The sequence below is a fragment of the Curtobacterium sp. MCBD17_028 genome (genome assembly GCF_003234875.1).
Taxonomy (GTDB): Bacteria; Actinomycetota; Actinomycetes; order Actinomycetales; family Microbacteriaceae; genus Curtobacterium.
Map to the genome: position 1 here is coordinate 213,959 of NZ_QKTQ01000003.1, position 19,108 is coordinate 233,066.

Sequence of the window (19,108 nt, forward strand, 5' to 3'; positions counted from 1 at the left end):
CGACAGGAGTCACCATGAGCAAGGACGTCAACACGAAGGCCCAGCAGCACCTCGGCGAACTGCTCCAGCAGCGTGCGTTCGACCGGTTCGGCGAGGTGTGGGCCGAGGACGTCGTCGACCACGACCCGGCGCCGGGCGCCGCTCCGGGGCTGGCGGGCATCGTCGCCTTCTGGCAGGAGTTCACGACCGCGTTCCCGGACGTCGCCCTGCAGCCCGAGACGCTCGTCGCCGACGATGACTCCGTCTCGGTCGTGTTCACGATCACCGGCACGCACAGCGGCGAGTTCCAGGGCCACGCGCCCACCGGCCGGACCTTCCGCGTCCGGGGACTGCAGACCGCGCGGTTCGAGGACGGCAAGATCGTCGAGCGCTGGGGCGCGACCGACGAGAAGGGCCTCGCCGAGCAGCTGCACCTGACCGGCGGCGAGACGCACTTCGTCACGGCCTGACGCCGACCACCCCGCTCCGGACACCCGGCGCGGAGCGACGCCGGCCACCGTCCGGAGGCACACCCCGGCCGGACCGAGTACGAACGAACGGGGACGGCACCACGGCCGTCCCCGCCATCAGCACCACGGGAGGACCCCATGAGCGACCCCGCCATCGGACCGGACGACGACGCCACCGAGCTCCGCGAGCAGACGACGACCGACGACCAGGTCGCGTTCGACGAGGACCCGGACGCGATCCAGGAGTCCATCGAGACCGTCACGAACGACGCCGTCGCCGGCGAGACCGTTGATCCGGAACCGGGCGACGGCACGGCGAACGGACCGACCGGCGGTGCCCCGCGCGAGGGCGAACCGATCCTCTGGGAGAACGACGGCGAGGACGAGCCCGAGTCCCAGGGCGTCGACTTCGGCAACGACGAGTACCGGTCGCTCTGACGAGCGTCTCCCCGGCCGTCCGCCGGTTCGCGGCGGACGGCTCGCTCGTCATGGCGGGGGGCCGGGCGATCCTGCTGCAGATCGCGGACCCGGTCGTCGCGGCCGGTGTCGCCCGGCACAGTGACTTCGCGCACCGACCGCAGCAGCGGCTCGTGCACACGCTGCAGTACGTCTACGCGGTCGTGCTCGGCTCGCCCGCCGACGCCCGCGCCGCAGCAGCGTTCGTCGAGCACGCCCACCGACCCGTGCAGGGCGCCGACGACCCGGACCACCAGCTCTGGGTCGCCGCGACCCTGTACGAGTCGGCGCTCTGCATGCACGAGGTGCTCCGCGGTCCGGTCGACCCGGCGCTGGCCGCAGCCGTGCTCACCGCGTACGAGCCGCTCGGCGGCGCGCTCCGGGTCCCCGCGGACCGGTGGCCGTCGACGCCCGCGGCCTTCGACGCGTACTGGCGCCGGGCCTCCGCGGCGCTCCGGGTGACCGACGAGGCACGCGGGGTGGTCCGGGACCTGCTCCACCCGCGCTTCGCGCCCGTCTGGATCCGCGCGCTCATGCCCGTCGCGCGGATCGTCACCGTCGGGATGCTGCCGCCCGACCTGCGGACGGCGTACGGGTTCGCATGGGGAGGCGCGGAGCAACGCCGGTACGACCGCACCGTCGCCGTGCTGCGCCGGGTCGTGGCGGCGGTCCCGGGACCGGTGCGGCGCCTCCCGGTCCAGATGCTGCTGCGGTCGCTCCGACGGGCGGCCGCACGCCGCACCACCGTCGTCGGCCGCTGAGCGTCAGGCGCTGAGCCTCGGCCGCTGAGCGCCAGGCGCTGAGCGTCAGGCGCTGAGCATCAGGCGCTGAGCCTCAGCCGCTACGGTGGTCGGCATGGGGGCCGACCACTTCGCCATCACCGTGCCGCGGACCTGGTTCGAGCTGCCGGTCCGACCCGAGCACCGCGACGACGCGATCAGCGCCCTCGTGCAGGAACGGGTCGGGGACCAGCCGACGCTGCGGGAGCACCGCACCGAGATCGTCCGCATCCTCCGACGGTTCGCCCGGTCCGCCTGGGACTCCGGCGCCCGGTACTGCGCCGCGTTCGCGGAACCGAGCGACGACGGGATCGTGTCCGGTGCGCTGACGGTCAGCATGCTCCCGGCGCCCGATGGGGACGACGATCCGCTCACGGCGCTGACCGACCGGGTCGCCACGCTGGCCGATCGAGACAGTCGTGACGACGAGGCTGCGCGCGCGCACGTCGACCTCCACGACCTCCCCCGCGTCGGGCGGGTCCCGCGTACCTGGGGCATCAGCCGGATCATCGATCCGTCCGGGCAGCGGTCGTTCCCCGTCGCGACGATGCAGACGTTCGTGCCGATGGACGACCAGGTGGCACTCGTCAGCGTCGCCTCACCCGCGGTGGACCTCGCCGAGGCGCTGTTCGACCTCTTCGAGGCGGTGACGGACACGTTCGAGCTCATCGACGCGGGCGCGAGCGGTGCCACGGATCGGGAGGCGCGGTGATGCGCCTCCGGTTCCGTCGCCGTCGTCGTCCGGTCACGGTCGTGCCCGAACGGGTCGCGCCCGACGACGTCACGCGCATGGCCGCGGACGGCCGACTCGCACGGGTCGTGACGACGCCACCGCCCGCGCCGCGGGCGAGTGCCGGACGGGTGCGGGACCTCCTCGCGGTGCTCCCGGAGCGGCCGCTCGGGCACACCGCGGCCACCGACGCCACGGCGCCGGCGCGGCCCGCCGCTGCCGTCGTCCTCGTGCTCGACGACGACCGACGCGTGCTCGTGCGTGGCCCCGGGGTCCTCGGACGCGACCCGTCGCTCCACGCCGCCGGGATCGACGACGACACCGCCCACCGGATCACGCTCGACGACCCGGATCGGTTGCTCAGCCGGACCCACCTGGCGTTCGGGTTCGGGGCCGAGGGCTCGTTCTGGGTCCTCGACGCCGACTCCGCCAACGGCGCCGAGCTGCACCGCCCGGGGTTCCCCTCCACGATGCTCTCGCGGGGCCAGCGCACCACGATCCGCCCGGACGACGTCGTCGTCTTCGGGGGTCACGTGCTCCGCACCGAACCGGCGACCGCGCTCGTGCCCGAGACACCGCTCGACTGACGGCGCGCACGCGATCAGTCGCCCTCCGGCACCTGCACCACCCGGAGGACGTCGTCCGCGTCGTGCAGCAACCCCCGCCCGGGCATGCGGTCCTGACCCAGCGCGCTCTTGGTCAGGCGCGCACCGATCAGGTCGCCGTCGACGGTGCTCAGCGGCGCGAGGAGCAGGCCCCGTCGTGCCTTCTTGGCGTCCACCTGCCAGCCGCGGAACCCGCTCGCCACGCCCTCGACGTCACCGCCGAGCACGAGGCCGACGCGGCGCCCCCGCTCCGACGCCATGATCGCGCGGAACACCGGCTCGGCATCGGTCTCCTTGAGCAGCTCCGCGTCGTCGACGAGCACGAGGGTGAAGCCCTCCGCCCCCTCGACCGCCGCGGCGAGGTCGTCGGCGCTGAGTCCGGGATCGGTGAACACGGTGCACCGTGCGTGCTCGGCCGCGAGTGCGCGCAGCGGTGAGTCGCGCGGGACGACCGCGACGACGCTCCCGCCCGTGTCCAGGGCGTGTCGGGCCATCGCGACCAACGTCGTGCTCTTGCCTGAGCGGGCGCTCCCCGCGACGACGAACACCGCGGTGTCGTCGACGAAGTCGTGGGTGTGGAAGCGGAGCTCGTCGCCGCCCACACCGACCCCGATCCTCCCGGCGCGCGCATCGGCGACCGGCAGGTACCGGACCGCCTCGGAGCGCGTGATCCCCTGCGGGAGCGCATCGACCCGGACCGGCCGGGGCGCGTCCGCGGCCACCAAGGCTCGGACCTCGTCACCGATCCCGCGGAGGGCGTCGGCCTGCGCCCGCCCGGTGGCGCCACCGGGGAGCACGGCGATCTGGGTCTCGGTGGCCGTGGCGTTGCGGAACCCCCGACCGGGCGGGATGATCTCGGGCAGCTTCTTGCCGTTCACGCCCTCGTACGCGTAGTCGCCGCGGTCCGCCAGGGCGAGCAGGAGCTTCCGCTCGACCTGGCTCGACATGCGCCCGGCGGTGAGCGTCCGATCCCCGGTGACGACGAGGTGCACGCCGACGCCGACGCCCTCGCGCAGGAGCGTCTGGACGGCGTCGTGCAGTGCGCCGTTCTCGACCTCGGCCAGCGAGGACATGAAGCCCTCCCACTGGTCGAGCAGGACCACGACGTGGGGCATGGGGACCTCGTCGGCGGCGGGCGCGGCCTCGCGCTGCTCGGCGATGGACCCGTACCCGCCGCGGGCGAACGCCGTCTGCCGCGTCCGGACGAGACCGAGCAGGGTGGTCACCAGCCGCGCGACACGTTCCGGCTCGTGTCGCTGCACCACTGCACCGCAGTGCGGGAGCGCGCCGATCGGCAGGAGGGCACCGTTGCCGCAGTCGATGCCGTAGAGGTGCACGTCCCCGACACCGAGCCGCAGGGCCATCGCGCCGGCGAGGGTCCGCAGCGCCTGACTGCGTCCGCTCCGCGGCGAGCCGATGACGAACAGGTGGCCGTCCTGGTCGAGGTCGAACACCAGGGGCCGCTGCTCCTGCCGGTCCGGGTGGTCCTCGAGCCCCCAGGCCACCGCGAGCGGCGCCGTCGCCGCGGACACGGCCTCCACGTCGGCCAGGGTCACGAGCGACGGCAACGGTGGGAGCCACGGCTTGCGCTGCTCGGGGACGCCGATCGCCATGGCCGCGTCGCCAACGGCCCGGACCAGCACGCTGAGGTCCGTGACCTCGACGTCGGCCAGGTCGGAAGCCGTCGCAGCGCGGCGCGGTGCCGGTTCGCTGAGGTCCGCGAAGCTCCGCTCGCGCACGAGCGGAGCGACGTCCGCGTCCTCGCCGACGCCCCCCGGACGGCGACCCCCGACGCGACCGGTCTGGAACGGCAGGAGCGACGCCGCGCCGAGCCGGACGTAGGCGCGTCCGGGCGTGGTCTTCGCGATCCGCGCCGCGTCGTTCGCCCCGATCACGTCCTGGCTCTCGGACTGGTCGGTCACCCGCAGCGCGATGCGGATGTTCGTGTTCGCCCGGATCTCGGGCGACACGACGCCGCCCGGCCGCTGGGTCGCGAGCACCAGGTGGATGCCCAGCGAGCGGCCCCGCTGCGCCACGTTCACCAAGCCCTTCACGAAGTCCGGGAGTTCGCGGGCGAGCGACGCGAACTCGTCGATCACGATGACCAGACGGGGCAAGGACGGGACCGAGGCGTCACCCGCCGCCGCCCGCTTGGCGCGGAGGTCCTGGTGGTCCTCGAGGTCCTTGGCGCCCACCGCGGCCAGGGCGTGCTCGCGGCGGCGGAGCTCCGCCCCGAGCGACTCCAGCGCGCGCTCGACCTGGTGGGTGTCGAGGTCGGTCACCATCCCGACCGTGTGCGGCAGGTCGACGCAGTCCTTGAACGCCGCGCCGCCCTTGTAGTCGACGAGGACGAACACCATCTCGTCCGGGCGGTTCGCCACCGCGAGCGACGCCACCAGCGACTGCAGCAGTTCGGACTTGCCGGACCCCGTCGTGCCGGCGACGAGCCCGTGCGGCCCGTCGCGGTGCAGGTCGATCGCGAAGGCGCCGTCGATGGACTCGCCGATCACGGCCGTCGTGCTGCGCCCGCCGAGCGTCCAGCGCGCCTGGACGGCCTCGGACGTCGGCGGTTCGAGCGCGAGCACGTCCAGCAGGCGGGACGACGACGGCACCGCGCCGTCCTCGACGTCGGGGCTCGCGTCGACGATCGGCGACAGCGACCGCGCCACCCACTCGAGCCAGTCCTGGTCCACCAGGTCCGGGCGGGCGTCGTCGATCCGCTCGCTCCGTTGCTGGCGGACGCGGAGGCGGCCGTCGCGGATGACGACCACGGCGTCGCACTCCTCCGGGAGCAGGCGCTCGTCGAGGTCGAGGCAGATGCTGAAGACGCCGACCGCCGGGCCCTCCTTGAGCACCTGGACGAGCGACGGCATGGCGCGGAGCCGGCGCGCGCCGTCCATGACGACCACGATCTGGCCGGCGTGCTGCGCCTGCCGCCCGGCCCGGACACCGGCCTCCTTCCGGGCGTCGATGGTGGCGGACAGCTCCGCGATGAGCCGTGCGGTGCCGGCCGCGGTGGACGCGATGCTCGTGACCGGCTGGTCGGCGCCGTCGCGGCGGACGTGTGGGAGCCACGACATCCACTCCCACAGGCCCGTCCTGGTCGAGTCGGTGAGCAGCGCGAACGTCAGGTCCTTCGGGCTCTGCAGCGTCGCCAGTTGCGCGACCACCCAGTTCGCGATCCGGCGCGCGTCGTCCCCCGGGCCCGCGATCCCGAGCACGCCCCGCTCGGCGAGCTCGATCCGCACCGGGACGTCGCGGGCGTCCCACGTGACCGTCCGCTTGTGCGAGAGCTGTTCCGGGTCCTCGAGCGTCACCTCGGACCGCTGCGTCGCGGTGCCGACGCGGACGAGCAGGTGGTCGGGGTCGGTCGGGCGGCGTTCCCAGAGGCGCGGGAGCGGCCCGACGGCGGTCTCGTACACGTCCGCGGGATCGGGAGCGCTGGCGATCCACCGAGCACGCTCACGTCGGAGGGACTCGGTCGCGTCCGCCTCGATCCGCGCCCGGGTGTCCTCGTACTCGGCCACCCGCTGCCGGTGGGTCTTCTTGCCCTGCCGTCGGCCCTGCAACCCGGTGATCACCATGACGAGGGGCGAGAGCAGGGCGACGAGCAGGTAGATCCAGCGCCCCGTCGTCGACACGAACATGACGGCCATGCCCATCGGGGCCAGGGCCATGAGGATCGGCAGGGCCCTGGCCGGCGGCTCGACCGGCGGCACCGGCAACTGGTACCGCGCGTGGTCGTCCGGCGGCAGGATGCGGGGTGGCCGGTTGTACTCCAGGGCCATGCCGTCCTCGGCGAGCGCGAGGTGCGCTCCGCGGCTCCGCGGGCGTCCGTACGCGAGCAAGGCCGACCCGATCGTGAGCTGCGCGTCCTCGGCCCATGCGGTTTCCGTCACCACGGGGTCGCCGTCGAGCGCGGCACCCGCGTACCCGTTGACCGGGCGCACGGTCGCGCCGTCCGGACCGACGGAGACCAGGAGCGCGATGTCGGGCACGCCCTGGCCGCCGAGCGCCGCGGCGGCGTCCGCCAGGCCGTCGGCCTGGGTGGCGGCCTCCACGCGGAGCTGGGCCGCCGCCCCCGAGCCGATCGTGACGATCCCCGCGTCGGCCCGGACGACCGTGCCCGCGTGCGGTCCGGACACGATCCGGACCTCGCCGAGTGACAGCGCACGGACGGGAGGCGGTGGGACGGCCTCGGCGCTCCGGCTCACCACCACGCCGTCACGGACACCGGAGGCGGCGATCGACGCGTCGAGGTCCAACGGGCGCTCGCCCACGAAGTAGGTCGCCGGGCCGGTGGCGGACGTGACATCGGTCGCGAGCAGCCGCTCGGCCTCGGCCACGACCTCGCGGACCGCCCGCCCGGTGTCGCCGTCGACGTGGACGTTGGCCGTCTGACCGCTGTCGCGGTCCACCATCGTGAACGTGAACGTCATCCTGCTCCCCCTCGCCCCGCCATCGTGGCGGGCACCTCTGACAGCGGGGCCCCCTAGCACATGCGATTGCATGAACTGTGGAGAACCGCTGTGCGGCCGACGCGTCGATGGTAGTGTCGCGCCGTGGAACGCCCCGAACGGGGGGAAATACAGCATGACTCCGGGGAAAGGGAGCACCAGTGGCGAACATCAACGTGTCCTACGCGGACCTCGAGGCAGCGGCATCCGACCTCAAGGCGGGGCAAGCCGACATCGAGGACCGTCTGTCCGCGCTGCAGCGCAAGATCCAGCAGCTCATCTCCGACGGCTACGTCACCGACAAGTCGTCCGTGGCGTTCGGTGAGTCCTACGACGAGTTCAACCGGGGCGTCACGCAGACGGTGCAGGGCCTCGACGGGCTCTCGTCATTCCTGACGAAGGCGTCGCAGACCCTGTCCGAGACCGACGAGTCGCTCGCATCGGGCCTCAAGGGCTGACATCGCTCCACGACCCGTGCGCCGTCCGCGGCGCACGGGTCGTGGGCGTATCCGCGCGAGTCGTGGGCGTATCCGCGCGACGGGGAGGGACATCGCCATGGCAGACCGGCTGCTCGTCGACCTCATGGGTCTCGGCGAACTGGAACGGGACCTGACGACCGTGCACCGCACGCTGGAGCGTGCGCACAAGCAGGTCGACGCATCCGACGACGAGATCGGATCGCGCGTCGTCCAGGGTGCGCTGCACGACTTCGACCACCGGTGGGAGGACAAGCGCCGGAAGATCACGGACTCCACCGCGGCCCTCGCTGCCATGCTCACGACGTCCGAGCGCGCCTACCGCGAGACCGACGCCCACCTCGCCTCCGCCCTGCGGGTCGACGACCAGGCCGGTGGGCCCACCGCCGCCGGATCGGCGCGGTAGCCGTGTCCCGTCCCACGGGCTGGGCGGTCGTGGACCAGGGGTTCGACCCGGTCCCCGGCGACCCCACCGTCGTCCGCATGATGGCCCGTGAGTACCAGCGCATCTCGGAGGCCGCCGACGACGCGACCACGCGCCTCCGGTCCGTCCGCGGCTCGGGCTGGCTCACCGATTGGCAGGGTGAAGCCGCCGACGTCTTCGTCCGCGCGATCCAGGACACCCCCACCGACCTCGCGAAGCTCGTGCACTCGTACGCCGACGTCGCCACCGCGCTCCTCGGGTGGGCCGACGTCGTCGACCACACGCAGTACCGCGCCGACGGTGCCCTCGCCGACGCCAAGGACGCAGCCGGCGACCTCGACGCCGCCCGTCACCGGCTCGACGACGCCCAGGCGACCGCGGCGCACTACGCGGCGACGGCCTCCCGTCTCACCGCGCTCGCCGCCGCGCACCCCGCCGGCTCGCCGCCGCCCGCCGGCGCGGAGGTCCCGACCCCGGCGCAGCTGCGCGCCGCGTCCGACAACGCCGCCGTGGCATCCGACGGGGTGGACGCCGCACAGAGCTCCATCACCGCCGCGCAGTCCCGGATCGACGCCGCGAAGCGTCTGGTCGCCGAGGCCCGTGGCGACTGGGAGGACGGCGAACGTCGCACGGCGACCGCGATCGGCCACGCGGCCGACGCCGGTCTCGGCAAGCAGTCCGTCTGGGACGAGGTGTTCCAGTCCGAGGTCTGGAGCGACATCGTCTCCGTCGCCAAGGTCGTCGTGGCCGTGGGGGGCGTCATCGCGCTCATCGTCGGCGGTCCGATCGCCTGGATCGTCGCGGGTGTCGCGCTCCTCGTGCTCGCCGACACCGTCTACAAGATGACCAAGGGCCAGGCGGACGGGTGGGACCTCGCGTTCGCGGCCCTCGACTGCATCCCGATGGGCAAGGGGATCACCACCGCGGCCCGGGTCGGCGAGGAGTTCGCCAAGGGCGCGGGACTCGCGGGCGGGATCGCCTCCGCAGGCAGGCACGTCGGTTCCGAAGTGGTGAACACGGCGCGGTCGTTCACCGCGCTCCCGCACCTCGTCGCCAACGTGCGGCACGGGACGGCGCTCCGGTCGGTGGAGTCGCTCCGCGCGTTCGTCGTCGCGGGGCTCCCGGCCGGGGTGCGGGACGTGCGGAACGCGCGCGGCGCCTTCCGCGATGGCGTGGAGGCGTACTGGCGGTCCGACCTCCCCTCGGTCGCAGCTCGCGCCCGGCACTGGCAGGGCACAACGAGCGGTTGGAAGAGCGGCTACCCGGGGGTCGACCCGTGGCGCTCGGGTCGACCGACGTCCATCGTCGGTCAACGCCTGCAGGTGGTCGGGAACGGCGAGTTCTACGTGATGAGCGAGGGACCCGCACACGATCTCATCACGACTGGTGGTGACGCCGCGCAGTACGCCGCCAGCGTGCAGGTCGGAGTGCACGACGCGAGCGGCCCGTTCCAGACCTTCCGGCCGCAGGGCGAGACCTACCTGGTCACCCAGCCCCTGCCGCACGCCATCGGATCGGCAGTGGCCAATCCGCAGTACGGCGCAGGCGGCGCGAGCGAGGTCTTCATCCCAGGTGACCGCTCGTCGTGGGGCACGGCCTTCCAGTCGATCGACCGGCCTCTCATGGATCCTGCCAGTGTCCATCCCCTCCCCGGCACGCTCCGGATGGAGGAGTACGGCTCCGCACTCCGTTCCATGGGTGTCGGTGCTCGCGGCCTCGTCGTGGCGACGCCCTGGGACTACGCCGACGACCTCCGGCATCACGTCGTCGCTGCGCAGTGAGCCCCCGCGGGATCACGCGAGGCGGCGAAGAGATCCTGCCGCGCTCGGCGAGTTGGGCGACCCAGCCCGCCGGCGACGGCACGGGTCGGCTCGTCGTGCCGCCGTCGCACGTCCCGATGTGGCCCGAGTACGGGCGGCTACTCGGCCTCGTCAACTGGTACCAGGCGTCCGGGTACGAACTCCTCGAACACCGAGGGCCAGCGATGGAGCGAGGGAACGAGATCATCGCTGACCGACGGATGACGCTGCTCGGTCCCGTGCCGACGCCCGCCGAGTTCGCGGCGCGGTGGGTGCTGCCGCCGGGGACCACGTACGAGGCCGTACCGGCCCTCGGGCACGACGGTGACGGACTGCGGGTCCGCGACGGGCTCGAGGCTGGCGGCTCGCGGTACGCCGTGGACCTCCGCTTCGCTCGTCCGGGCACGGAGACGGTCGCGACCGACACCGCCGATCCGGTCATGCGGCGTCCGATCCCGCTCCGTGCCGCGCTCCGCGACCCCGCTGACCCGCAGGGCGGATGGGGCCGTCTCCCCGCACTGGTGGCTCAGCTCCGCGGTGCGGGCGCGCGCGTGCACTCCGCCTTCGGCCGCTACCGGCGCTTGTCCGGACTGGTCGAGCACTCGGCGGGCGTCCGGGTGTCGGGCCACCACGTCTGGTCGGAGCTGCTCGCGACGGCGGCACTGCCGGCCGGTGTCCTCGTCGAGGACTTCGGCGACGGCCACGGCATCGTGCGCGACTTCCCCCAACCGTTCCGCGCGGAACGACCCCGATTCGCGTTGGTCCTCGAACCGTGAACCGGACGCCGACGTCACACGCGGAATCCGTCGCGGCCGGAACCGGTGACCGCAGTCGAAACGGGCAGCGCATCGCGGCCATGATGGAGTTCGACGGGGAGCCCGGGAGCCCGGTACCGCCTCCCTCGACCACCGACGACGACGGGATGACCCCATGCCCCTGACGCCTCCGCGGAACGCGCACCGCGACATGATGCTTCGCTCGAAGTACGGGTTCGCCGAGGCACAGGTCATCGTCCTCCGACACGAAGAGCAGGGTGTTCCGTTGGCGGTCAGCACGCCAGCGGGTGTCGCACTGGTGTTGGGGTTCACCGTGCCCGAGGACGCCCTCGCTCGCATCCCTGCGGGGACCCCTGCCCGGATGCTGTCGATCCCGGTGCACGAGCTCCTCCGTCGGATCCCCGACGAGTGGGGTCTCGTGGTCGACATCGACCGCCCCTTCCCGCAGGTCGTGCAGCCCGATGAGAAGGCGGCGCTGGTGAGCGCCAGTGGGCCGTTTCCCGTCGGCGCGCAGGTCGCGCTCGATCGGGTGACGCGTCGGGATCGGCGGTTCATCGAGGCACTCCATGAGCACGCTCCCGCCACCGCCGAGACACCGCGCGTGTGGGTCTTCCGACATGCGGTCGAGTCCCTTCCGGAAGACCTGCTCGTGGTCGTCACCGCTCGCGATCAGGACGCCGCGCTGCGGTACGCCGAGGCGGTGTACGACGTGTCGTCGTCGCTGGGCGTGCCCGATCCGGTCACCACGACGTGGATCGACGAACTGCCCGTCGAGCACGCGATGTGGGTCAGGACGCAGGACCCCGTGTCGACCGCGCTCGGTGCGACGGATCCGACCACGACGTGAGCGCACGACGGGGGTGACGCCCACGGACAGCCCGCGCGGATCGAGCCGCGGGGGCCCGGAGGACCCGTCGTACCCATCGCGGATCACCGTCGGACCCGATGGCAGAAGCGACGGAGTCCGGCCCAGCACGCGCTCGAAGGCCCGTGGTCGTGATGCGCTCGCGCGCCCGCAGGAGCATCGTGGGCTCGTGACCACGGACCGCATCACCCGCGACGACACCGCCAGCTTCCCGGAGTTCGACGGCCTGACCGCCCACCCCGACCACCCGATGACGCTCGCGCGACGCTGGCTCGACGCCGCGACCGCCCGGGAGGTCCGCGAACCGCTCGCGATGACCCTCGCCACCGCGAGCCCCACGGGTGTGCTCAGCGCCCGGACCGTCGACGTCAAGGAGCTCGCCGACGAGGGGCTGCTGTTCGGCACGGGCACGGACACCCCCACGGGCGTCGAGCTCACGGCGAACCGGAACGCCGCTCTGCACGCCTACTGGCGCGAGACGGGGCAGCAGCTCCGGTTCGAGGGGCATGTCGTGCGCCTCGACGACGCCGCGGCGGACGCCCTGTTCGCGGCGCGGTCCCCGAAGTCCCGGGCCGCCACCGCCGCGTCCCACCAGTCCGCGGCCTTCCCCGCCGAACACGACCCGCGGTCGGTCGTGGACGACCTGATCGCGCAGGCCAACGCGCTGCTCGACGAGCACGGCGGCGACGTGCCCCGACCACCCGCATGGGCCGCGTACCGCCTCGTGCCGGACGTGGCGGAGTTCTGGCTCAGCGCCCGCGACCGCGTGTACCGACGCCTCCGCTACCGGAGCGCGGAGGGCTCCTGGCGGGTCGACCGACTGCAGCCCTGACCGGTCCTACCCTGAGGGCATGGCACACCGCGCCGTCGTCCGCACCGCCACCGCCGCGGACGCCCGCGGCATCGCGACGGTCCACGCCGTGTCGTGGCGCGAGACGTACGCGCACCTCGTCGACGGGGAGGAGCATCCCGCGTTCGAGGTCGAGCCGCGCGTCGCGCGGTGGGAACAGAACCTCGCCGCCGGGTCCTTCGGCACGGTGGTCGCGGTCGTCGACGGTGCGGTCGTCGGGTTCGCCACGACCGCTGACCCCGACGACCCCGACGGGGACGAGCAGCCGACCGGCCCTGCCGCCGACGACCGCCCCGACGCGCACCGCCCCACCGAGCTGACCATGCTCTACGTCCTCGCCGCCGCACACGGCACCGGCATCGGCCAGGCGCTCCTCGACGCGGCGCTCGCGGACCGGCCGGCGTCGCTGTGGGTCGCGGCCGACAACCCGCGGGCGCAGGCCTTCTACCGGCGCAACGGGTTCAGGACCGACGGCACCACCGGCGCGTTCCCGCCGATCGGCGCGACCGTCCGCATGGTGCGCTGAGCAAGACGGGAGGCCCGACCCGGCTCCCGCGGATCGTCAGAGCTTCTCGATCGGCGCGATCTTGATGAGGAGCTTCTTGCGCCCGGCTGTGTCGAACTGGACCTCGGCGATCCGCTTCGCCCCGCTGCCCGTGACAGCGGTGACGCGTCCCTCACCGAAGTCGACGTGCGAGATCCGGTCCCCCGGCGCGAGCTCCATGTCGCCGTTGTCGCGCACCTGCCCCGAGACGCTGTTCGACCACTCGGTCTTCGGGCGGGTCTTCGCTGCGGCCGTGGCCCGGTCGAAGCTGCCGCCCGCGAACCCGCCGCCGCGTCCGCGCCAGCCCGCGCCGCCGCCCGGTCCGACGCCGCCCTCGCGCCGGGCGTTCAGGGCGCGGGGTTGCGTGCCACCACGGCTGTTCGCCATGCCCGGTGACTGCTTCCACTCGATGAGCCCGTCCGGGATCTCCTGGAGGAACCGCGACGGCATGGCCACGTTGACGTCACCGAACTGCGCGCGCGTCATCGCGAGCGAGAGGAACAGGTGCTTCCGCGCGCGGGTGATGCCCACGTAGAACAGACGGCGTTCCTCGGCCGGGCCACCGGGCTCGCCGGCGGACATGCGGTGCGGGAGCAGGTCCTCCTCGATGCCGGTGAGGAACACCGCGTCGTACTCGAGCCCCTTCGCGGTGTGCAGCGTCATGAGCGAGACGGTGCCCGAGGAGTCGTCGAGCTCGTCGGCCGCGGCGACCAGGGAGACCTCGGTCAGGAAGTCCGAGAGCGTGCCGTCGGGGTTGTTCTTCTGGAACTCCCGCGTGACCGCCACGAGCTCGTCGATGTTGTCGGCGCGGGCGGCGTCCTGGGCGTCCGGCGACATCCGGAGCACCTCGAGCAGCTTCGAGCCGTCGAGCAGCTGCGTCAGGGTGTCGACCACGGGCTGCGTCGGGGCCTTCTCGGCGACGGCGTCGAGCAGTGCCGCGAAGTCGGTGATCGCCGTGCGGACCTTCGGCCCGAACCCGAGTTCGTCGGCGTGCCGGAGGGCCTCGCGCAGGGAGACCTCGTTCTGGTCGGCGTACCGCTGCAGGGCCGTCTCGGTGACGGCGCCGATGCCGCGCTTCGGGACGTTGAGGATACGGCGCAGCGAGAGCGGGTCCGCGGGGTTCGCGACGGTGATCAGGTACGCCATGGCGTCCTTGATCTCGGCACGCTCGTAGAACTTCGTGCCGCCGAGCACCCGGTACGGGATCGCCGCGCGGATGAAGATCTCCTCGAGTGCACGGGTCTGGGAGTTCGTCCGGTAGAACACCGCCATGTCGCGGTAGTCCATGTGCTCGTCGTCGTGCAGCCGCTGGATCTCGTCCGCGACGAACTGGGCCTCGTCGTGCCCGGTGTAGCCCGTGAAGCCCGTGATCTTCTCGCCGGCCCCGACATCCGTGAACAGGTTCTTGGCCTGCCGGTCGAAGTTGTTCGCGATCACGGCGTTGGCGGCGTCGAGGATGTTCTGCGTCGACCGGTAGTTCTGCTCGAGCAGGATCACCCGGCTGTTCGGGAAGTCCCGCTCGAACTCGACGATGTTCCGGATGTCCGCGCCGCGGAAGGCGTAGATCGACTGATCGGAGTCGCCGACCACGGTGAGCGACGCCGGCGCGATCGACCCGTCGGGCTCCCGCATGCGGTCGACGTGCTGCCCCGATGCCTCGAGCGCGTCGACCTGCTCGGGTGCGACCGGCCGTGTGAGTTCGCGGATCAGGGCGTACTGGGCGTGGTTCGTGTCCTGGTACTCGTCGACGAGCACGTGCCGGAAGCGCCGCTGGTACAGCGCGGCGACGTCGGGGAACGCCCGGAACAGGAACACCGTCTGCCCGATGAGATCGTCGAAGTCGAACGCGTTCGCTCGCCGGAGCTCGCGTGAGTACTGCCGGAACACCTCGAGGAACATGACCTCTTGCGGGTCGTTCGTGTTGATGTCGCGGGCGTAGGACTCGACGTCCTGCAGTTCGTTCTTGAGCTTCGAGATCTTGTTGGCGGCGGCGCCGACCGTCAGCCCGAGCGCGTCGGCCTCGAGGTCCTTGAGGATCCGCTTGAGCAGTGCGCGCGAGTCCGCGGAGTCGTAGATCGTGAACGACGACGTGAACCCGAACCGCTCGGACTCGCGTCGGAGGATGCGCACGCACGCCGAGTGGAACGTCGAGATCCACATGCCCTCGGCCGCCCCGCCGACGAGCGCCTGGACACGCTCGCGCATCTCGGCCGCGGCCTTGTTCGTGAACGTGATCGCCAGGATCTGACTCGGCCAGGCCTCGCGGTTGGCCAGGAGGAGCGCGATGCGCCGGGTGAGCACACTCGTCTTGCCGGATCCCGCACCCGCCACGATGAGGAGGGACTCGCCGCGGTACTCGACCGCGGCCTTCTGCTGCGGGTTGAGGCCGGCGGTGAAGGGGTCGTCGTAGGTGGCGGTGCCGCTGCGCGCGGGTCGACCCGCCCCGTCGTCGGGAGCGGAGTCGAAGGGGTCGAGCACGATCGTCATGACCGGGTCAGTCTAGGCGCGACCACGGACACCGCCATCGGTCCGACGCCCGACCGCGGCCCGCATCCGGGCCTCCCGCGGCGCCGGGAGCTCAGCGGGCGAGACCGTCCCGGAGCGCGTCGAACAGGCGGCCCAGCCGTGCCCGGTGGTCGTCGACGAGGGCGTCCGCCGGGGTCCCCGCGATCACGGAACGAGCGGTGACCACGAGCACGGTGGTGTAGCCCGCCACGACGAAGGCCGCGAGCAGGGTCGGGTCAGCGTCGGACGGTGCGTCCTCCCGGACCGCGTCCTCGAGGGTCCGTTGCAGTTCCGCGGCGATCTCCCGCGCCCGGGCGACGAGGGCCGAGGACTCCGCCACGGTGCGGAAGAACGGCCCGGACCGGTCGTCGAGCCCGGACAGGGGATGCCGTTCGTCGACGAGCCGCAGGGCCACGGCGTGCAGTGCAGCCAGGACGTCGGTGCCGGCGGGACGCGACCGCACCGCCGCACGGAGCAGCTCGGCGGCGTCGAGCGAGCGGTCGAGGAACAGGTCCTCCTTCCGCGGGAAGTGGTTGAAGACGGTGACGCTGGACACGCCGGCGGCCCGCGCGACCTCCGCGACGGTCACGGCGTCGAAACCACGTTCGTGGAACAGGCCGGACGCGATCGCGGCGATCCTGGCTCGCGTCTCGGGTCCACCGCGCGCTGTGGTCCGTGGCATCGTTCCTCCACTTGCTTGTGTCACTCAACTTACTCACGTAAGGTCATCGTCATGTCCGACCCGACCACCAGCGCCATCGTCCCAGGAGCGCGAGCCACCCGGCGCGCGCCCACCTCGCTCCGACAGGCGTGGCCCGCCCTGCTCGGCCTGTCGGCCGTGTTCCTGTTCGAGATGCTCGACAACGCGATCCTCAACGTCGCACTCCCCACGATCGGCCGGGATCTGCACACGACGACGACGGGACTGCAGTGGGTGACCGGCTCCTACGCCGTCGTGTTCGGCGGGTCGATGCTCGTGTTCGGGGCGATCGCCGACCGGTTCGGGCGGCGGCGCGTCATGCTCGTCGGGCTCGTCCTGCTCGCCGTGACGAGTCTCGTGACCGCACGCGTCGGCTCGACCGGCGAGCTCATCGCGGTCCGGGTCGTGATGGGGGTCGCCGCCGCGATGACCACGCCGGGCTCGATGGCGCTGGCGTTCCGGCTCTTCGACCGCGACGACCTCCGCGTCCGCGCGACCACCCTGATCTCGACGGTCGGACTCGTGGGGCTCGCGATCGGACCGACCGTCGGCGGGTTCGTCCTCGCGGTCGCGCCGTGGCAGGTCCTCCTGCTCGTGAACGCCCCGATCGCGGTGCTGGCGATCATCGGGGTCCGCCGGGGCGTGGCCCTCGACGAGCCCGACGAGCTCCACCGCGCGCCGATCGACGTCCTCGGCGCGGCGCTCGGCACGGCGACGATCGTCCTCGGCCTCGTCGCACCGACGCTCTTCGTCGACCGTGGTGCGCAGGACGGAGCGCCGTGGGCCGCGAGCCTCGCCGCCCTCGTGGCCGCGGCGCTCTTCGTGCTCCGCGAACGCACCGCGCGGCACCCCCTGCTCGACCTCGCCCTGGTCGCCCTGCCCCGCGTCTCGAGCGGACTCGCGTTCAAGGCCGCCGCCGGACTCGCCACCGCCGGGCTCGGGTACCTCGTGACCCTGCAGTTCCAGCTGGACTGGGGTTGGGCACCGGCACTGGCCGCCCTCGGCATGCTCCCGCAGGTCGCCGTCCTCGTCGCGGGCGGCCCGTTCGTCGGCCGGTTCGTCCACCGCGTCGGGATCGACCGGGCGGCGTGGTCGAGCGCGGCCGCCGTGGTGGCCGGCCTCGCCGTGTACGGAGTGCTCGGGCGCTTCGGCTACCCCTGGGTCGCCGCCGCGCTCGTGCTCGAGGCGGCCGGCATGCGCGTCGTCGGGGTCGTCGCGGGCGTGAACGTCCTCCGCGGCCTGCCGTCGGCGCGCACCACGATCGGTGCCGCGCTCGTCGACACGGCCACCGAGGTCGCGTCCGGCATCGGTCTCGCCGTCACGGGGACCGTCCTCGCCGCGTCCGCCGTCGGTCGGCTCACCGCGGGCGGGTGGACCGCCGCGCAGACCGCGGGGTTCCGGGAGGCCGTGACCACCGGGTCCCTCGTCCTCACCGTCGTCGCCGCGGCACTCGTCGCCTGGGGGATCGCCCGCGGCCGACGTGCCGTGCCGCTCGGTTGAGCGGGGGCGCTCAGCGGAGCATCGACCGTGCGGCGAGCGCGAGGTCCGGCTGGTCCGCGAACACGCCGTCCACGCCCGTGCGCATCACCGAGGTGAACCAGCGGGCCCAGTCCCCGTGCGCCGCGAGGTCGCCGTCGCGCCGGAGTGGCGCGGGGAGGAACCGGTTCTCCGCGCGGAGCGTCCAGGTGAACACCGTCAACCCGGCGGCGTGGGCCCGCTCGACCAGGCCGCTGCGGACCTCCCGGTCGTCGCCCACGGCGACCGAGTCGACACCCGCCATCAGGGTCGACAGGTCCACGCTGATGCCGTCGAAGCGCGACGCGAGCCCGGCCAGGCCGGCGTCGGTGCGCTCCGCGGCGTACGTCGGGGCGGCGGAGCCGTGCCGGGCGCGCTCGTCGGCCGCCGCGCCCCGCCGCTCCATCAGGTAGACGGAGCGACCGCCCGTTCCCCGCGCCGCCAGGTCGAGGAGCACCTGCTTCTCGAAGCTCTCGAACGTGAGGCGCGGATCGGACCGCCAGCCGGCCTCGCCGAGGACGGCGTCGACGAGCTCGTCGAGGGGCAACCCCTGCTCGGCGAAGAACGTGGCGTGCTTGACCTCGGCCACGAGCCCGACCGGGCGCGGTGCGGCGTCGAGCAGTGCGAGGAGGTCCTCGAAGCGGAGGATCCCCCCGCTGCCGTCGTACGCCGCGCTCGCCGGCCGCAGGGCGGGGAGGCGCTCACGCACGCGGAGGGTGCGCAGCTCCTCCCACGTGAGGTCCTCGGTGAACCAGCCGGTGACGCGCTGACCGTCGACGCGCTTCGCGGTGCGCCGGTCGCGGAACTCCGGTCGGGACGCGATGTCCGTCGTGCCCGAGATCTCGTTCTCGTGGCGCAGGACGAGCACACCGTCCCGGCTCACGACGAGATCCGGCTCGATCGCGTCCGCGCCGAGCGTCACCGCCAGGTCGTACGCCGCGCGGGAGTGCTCGGGGCGGTGCCCGGAGGCGCCCCGGTGGGCGATGACGCGGGGCTGTGGAGACGCCGTGTGCGCGTGCTCGTCGGGCATGCGCACGAGCGTACGGGCGTTCTCCCAGAGGACGGCGACAGGATCGCGAGCACACCGGTGATGGCAGCCCGTCACCACCAGGAGGCCCGCAGTCCGCTCATCGCGAATCCCCAGCCAGGCGCCGTCGAACGACTCTAGGCTGAGAGAA

General features: G+C 73.0%; 17 protein-coding genes. 13 read left to right on the forward strand and 4 right to left on the reverse strand.

Annotation, left to right across the window (positions count from 1 at the left end):
- Positions 1 to 14 precede the first annotated feature (14 nt).
- From DEI86_RS05470 to DEI86_RS05490, 5 genes are all read left to right on the forward strand, one after another.
- A complete protein-coding gene (locus tag DEI86_RS05470) occupies positions 15 to 449 on the forward strand; it encodes an ester cyclase (protein ID WP_111009751.1) in 435 nt (144 codons plus the stop codon).
- Between the two features lie 138 nt (positions 450 to 587).
- The gene (locus tag DEI86_RS05475) at positions 588 to 887 is read left to right on the forward strand and encodes a hypothetical protein (protein ID WP_111009752.1); all 300 of its coding nucleotides are present in this window, start codon (positions 588 to 590) and stop codon (positions 885 to 887) included.
- Positions 884 to 1,666 (forward strand): oxygenase MpaB family protein, encoded by a 783-nt coding sequence (locus tag DEI86_RS05480; protein WP_258376471.1) that lies wholly within the window; start codon positions 884 to 886, stop codon positions 1,664 to 1,666. The genes DEI86_RS05475 and DEI86_RS05480 overlap by 4 nt, the downstream gene beginning before the upstream one ends.
- Before the next feature lie 94 nt (positions 1,667 to 1,760).
- The gene (locus DEI86_RS05485) at positions 1,761 to 2,396 is read left to right on the forward strand and encodes a hypothetical protein (protein ID WP_111048997.1); all 636 of its coding nucleotides are present in this window, start codon (positions 1,761 to 1,763) and stop codon (positions 2,394 to 2,396) included.
- Positions 2,396 to 3,001, forward strand: coding sequence for an FHA domain-containing protein (locus DEI86_RS05490; RefSeq protein WP_111048998.1), 606 nt, complete (start codon positions 2,396 to 2,398; stop codon positions 2,999 to 3,001). The genes DEI86_RS05485 and DEI86_RS05490 overlap by 1 nt, the downstream gene beginning before the upstream one ends.
- A gap of 14 nt (positions 3,002 to 3,015) precedes the next feature.
- Here the strand turns inward: DEI86_RS05490 and DEI86_RS05495 are convergent, their stop codons facing one another.
- On the reverse strand, positions 3,016 to 7,458 hold the full coding sequence (locus tag DEI86_RS05495) for an FtsK/SpoIIIE domain-containing protein (protein WP_111048999.1): 4,443 nt from the start codon (positions 7,456 to 7,458) through the stop codon (positions 3,016 to 3,018).
- A gap of 179 nt (positions 7,459 to 7,637) precedes the next feature.
- On the opposite strand from DEI86_RS05495, the gene DEI86_RS05500 reads away from it, so the two are divergent.
- The 7 genes from DEI86_RS05500 (at position 7,638) to DEI86_RS05525 (ending at position 13,192) form a co-directional block, all read left to right on the forward strand.
- On the forward strand, positions 7,638 to 7,934 hold the full coding sequence (locus tag DEI86_RS05500; RefSeq protein WP_111009757.1) for a WXG100 family type VII secretion target: 297 nt from the start codon (positions 7,638 to 7,640) through the stop codon (positions 7,932 to 7,934).
- Between the two features lie 97 nt (positions 7,935 to 8,031).
- Complete coding sequence (locus DEI86_RS05505; protein WP_111009758.1) at positions 8,032 to 8,358, forward strand: hypothetical protein; 327 nt, start codon at positions 8,032 to 8,034, stop codon at positions 8,356 to 8,358.
- Between the two features lie 2 nt (positions 8,359 to 8,360).
- Positions 8,361 to 10,157 carry a WXG100 family type VII secretion target gene (locus DEI86_RS05510; protein ID WP_111049000.1) on the forward strand — a complete coding sequence of 599 codons (1,797 nt, stop codon included), beginning with the start codon at positions 8,361 to 8,363 and terminating at the stop codon, positions 10,155 to 10,157.
- Positions 10,154 to 10,951 carry a hypothetical protein gene (locus tag DEI86_RS05515; RefSeq protein WP_111049001.1) on the forward strand — a complete coding sequence of 266 codons (798 nt, stop codon included), beginning with the start codon at positions 10,154 to 10,156 and terminating at the stop codon, positions 10,949 to 10,951. Before DEI86_RS05510 ends, DEI86_RS05515 begins: the two co-directional genes overlap by 4 nt.
- 154 nt (positions 10,952 to 11,105) lie before the next feature.
- On the forward strand, positions 11,106 to 11,798 hold the full coding sequence (locus tag DEI86_RS16475) for a hypothetical protein (protein WP_181439706.1): 693 nt from the start codon (positions 11,106 to 11,108) through the stop codon (positions 11,796 to 11,798).
- A gap of 187 nt (positions 11,799 to 11,985) precedes the next feature.
- Positions 11,986 to 12,648, forward strand: a complete 663-nt coding sequence (locus DEI86_RS16480) for a pyridoxal 5'-phosphate synthase (protein WP_181439707.1) — start codon at positions 11,986 to 11,988, stop codon at positions 12,646 to 12,648.
- A 19-nt stretch (positions 12,649 to 12,667) separates the two neighbouring features.
- The gene (locus tag DEI86_RS05525) at positions 12,668 to 13,192 is read left to right on the forward strand and encodes a GNAT family N-acetyltransferase (protein WP_111049003.1); all 525 of its coding nucleotides are present in this window, start codon (positions 12,668 to 12,670) and stop codon (positions 13,190 to 13,192) included.
- A gap of 36 nt (positions 13,193 to 13,228) precedes the next feature.
- Here the strand turns inward: DEI86_RS05525 and DEI86_RS05530 are convergent, their stop codons facing one another.
- Both DEI86_RS05530 and DEI86_RS05535 read right to left on the reverse strand, forming a co-directional pair.
- Positions 13,229 to 15,697: an ATP-dependent helicase gene (locus DEI86_RS05530; RefSeq protein WP_111012179.1), complete on the reverse strand. Its 2,469-nt coding sequence runs from the start codon at positions 15,695 to 15,697 to the stop codon at positions 13,229 to 13,231.
- 91 nt (positions 15,698 to 15,788) lie between these two features.
- Positions 15,789 to 16,397, reverse strand: coding sequence for a TetR/AcrR family transcriptional regulator (locus DEI86_RS05535; RefSeq protein WP_111049004.1), 609 nt, complete (start codon positions 16,395 to 16,397; stop codon positions 15,789 to 15,791).
- A gap of 51 nt (positions 16,398 to 16,448) precedes the next feature.
- On the opposite strand from DEI86_RS05535, the gene DEI86_RS05540 reads away from it, so the two are divergent.
- Complete coding sequence (locus DEI86_RS05540; RefSeq protein WP_111049005.1) at positions 16,449 to 17,915, forward strand: MFS transporter; 1,467 nt, start codon at positions 16,449 to 16,451, stop codon at positions 17,913 to 17,915.
- Between the two features lie 10 nt (positions 17,916 to 17,925).
- On the opposite strand, the gene DEI86_RS05545 is transcribed toward DEI86_RS05540, so the two are convergent.
- The gene (locus DEI86_RS05545; protein WP_111049006.1) at positions 17,926 to 18,960 is read right to left on the reverse strand and encodes a glycerophosphodiester phosphodiesterase family protein; all 1,035 of its coding nucleotides are present in this window, start codon (positions 18,958 to 18,960) and stop codon (positions 17,926 to 17,928) included.
- Positions 18,961 to 19,108 lie beyond the last annotated feature (148 nt).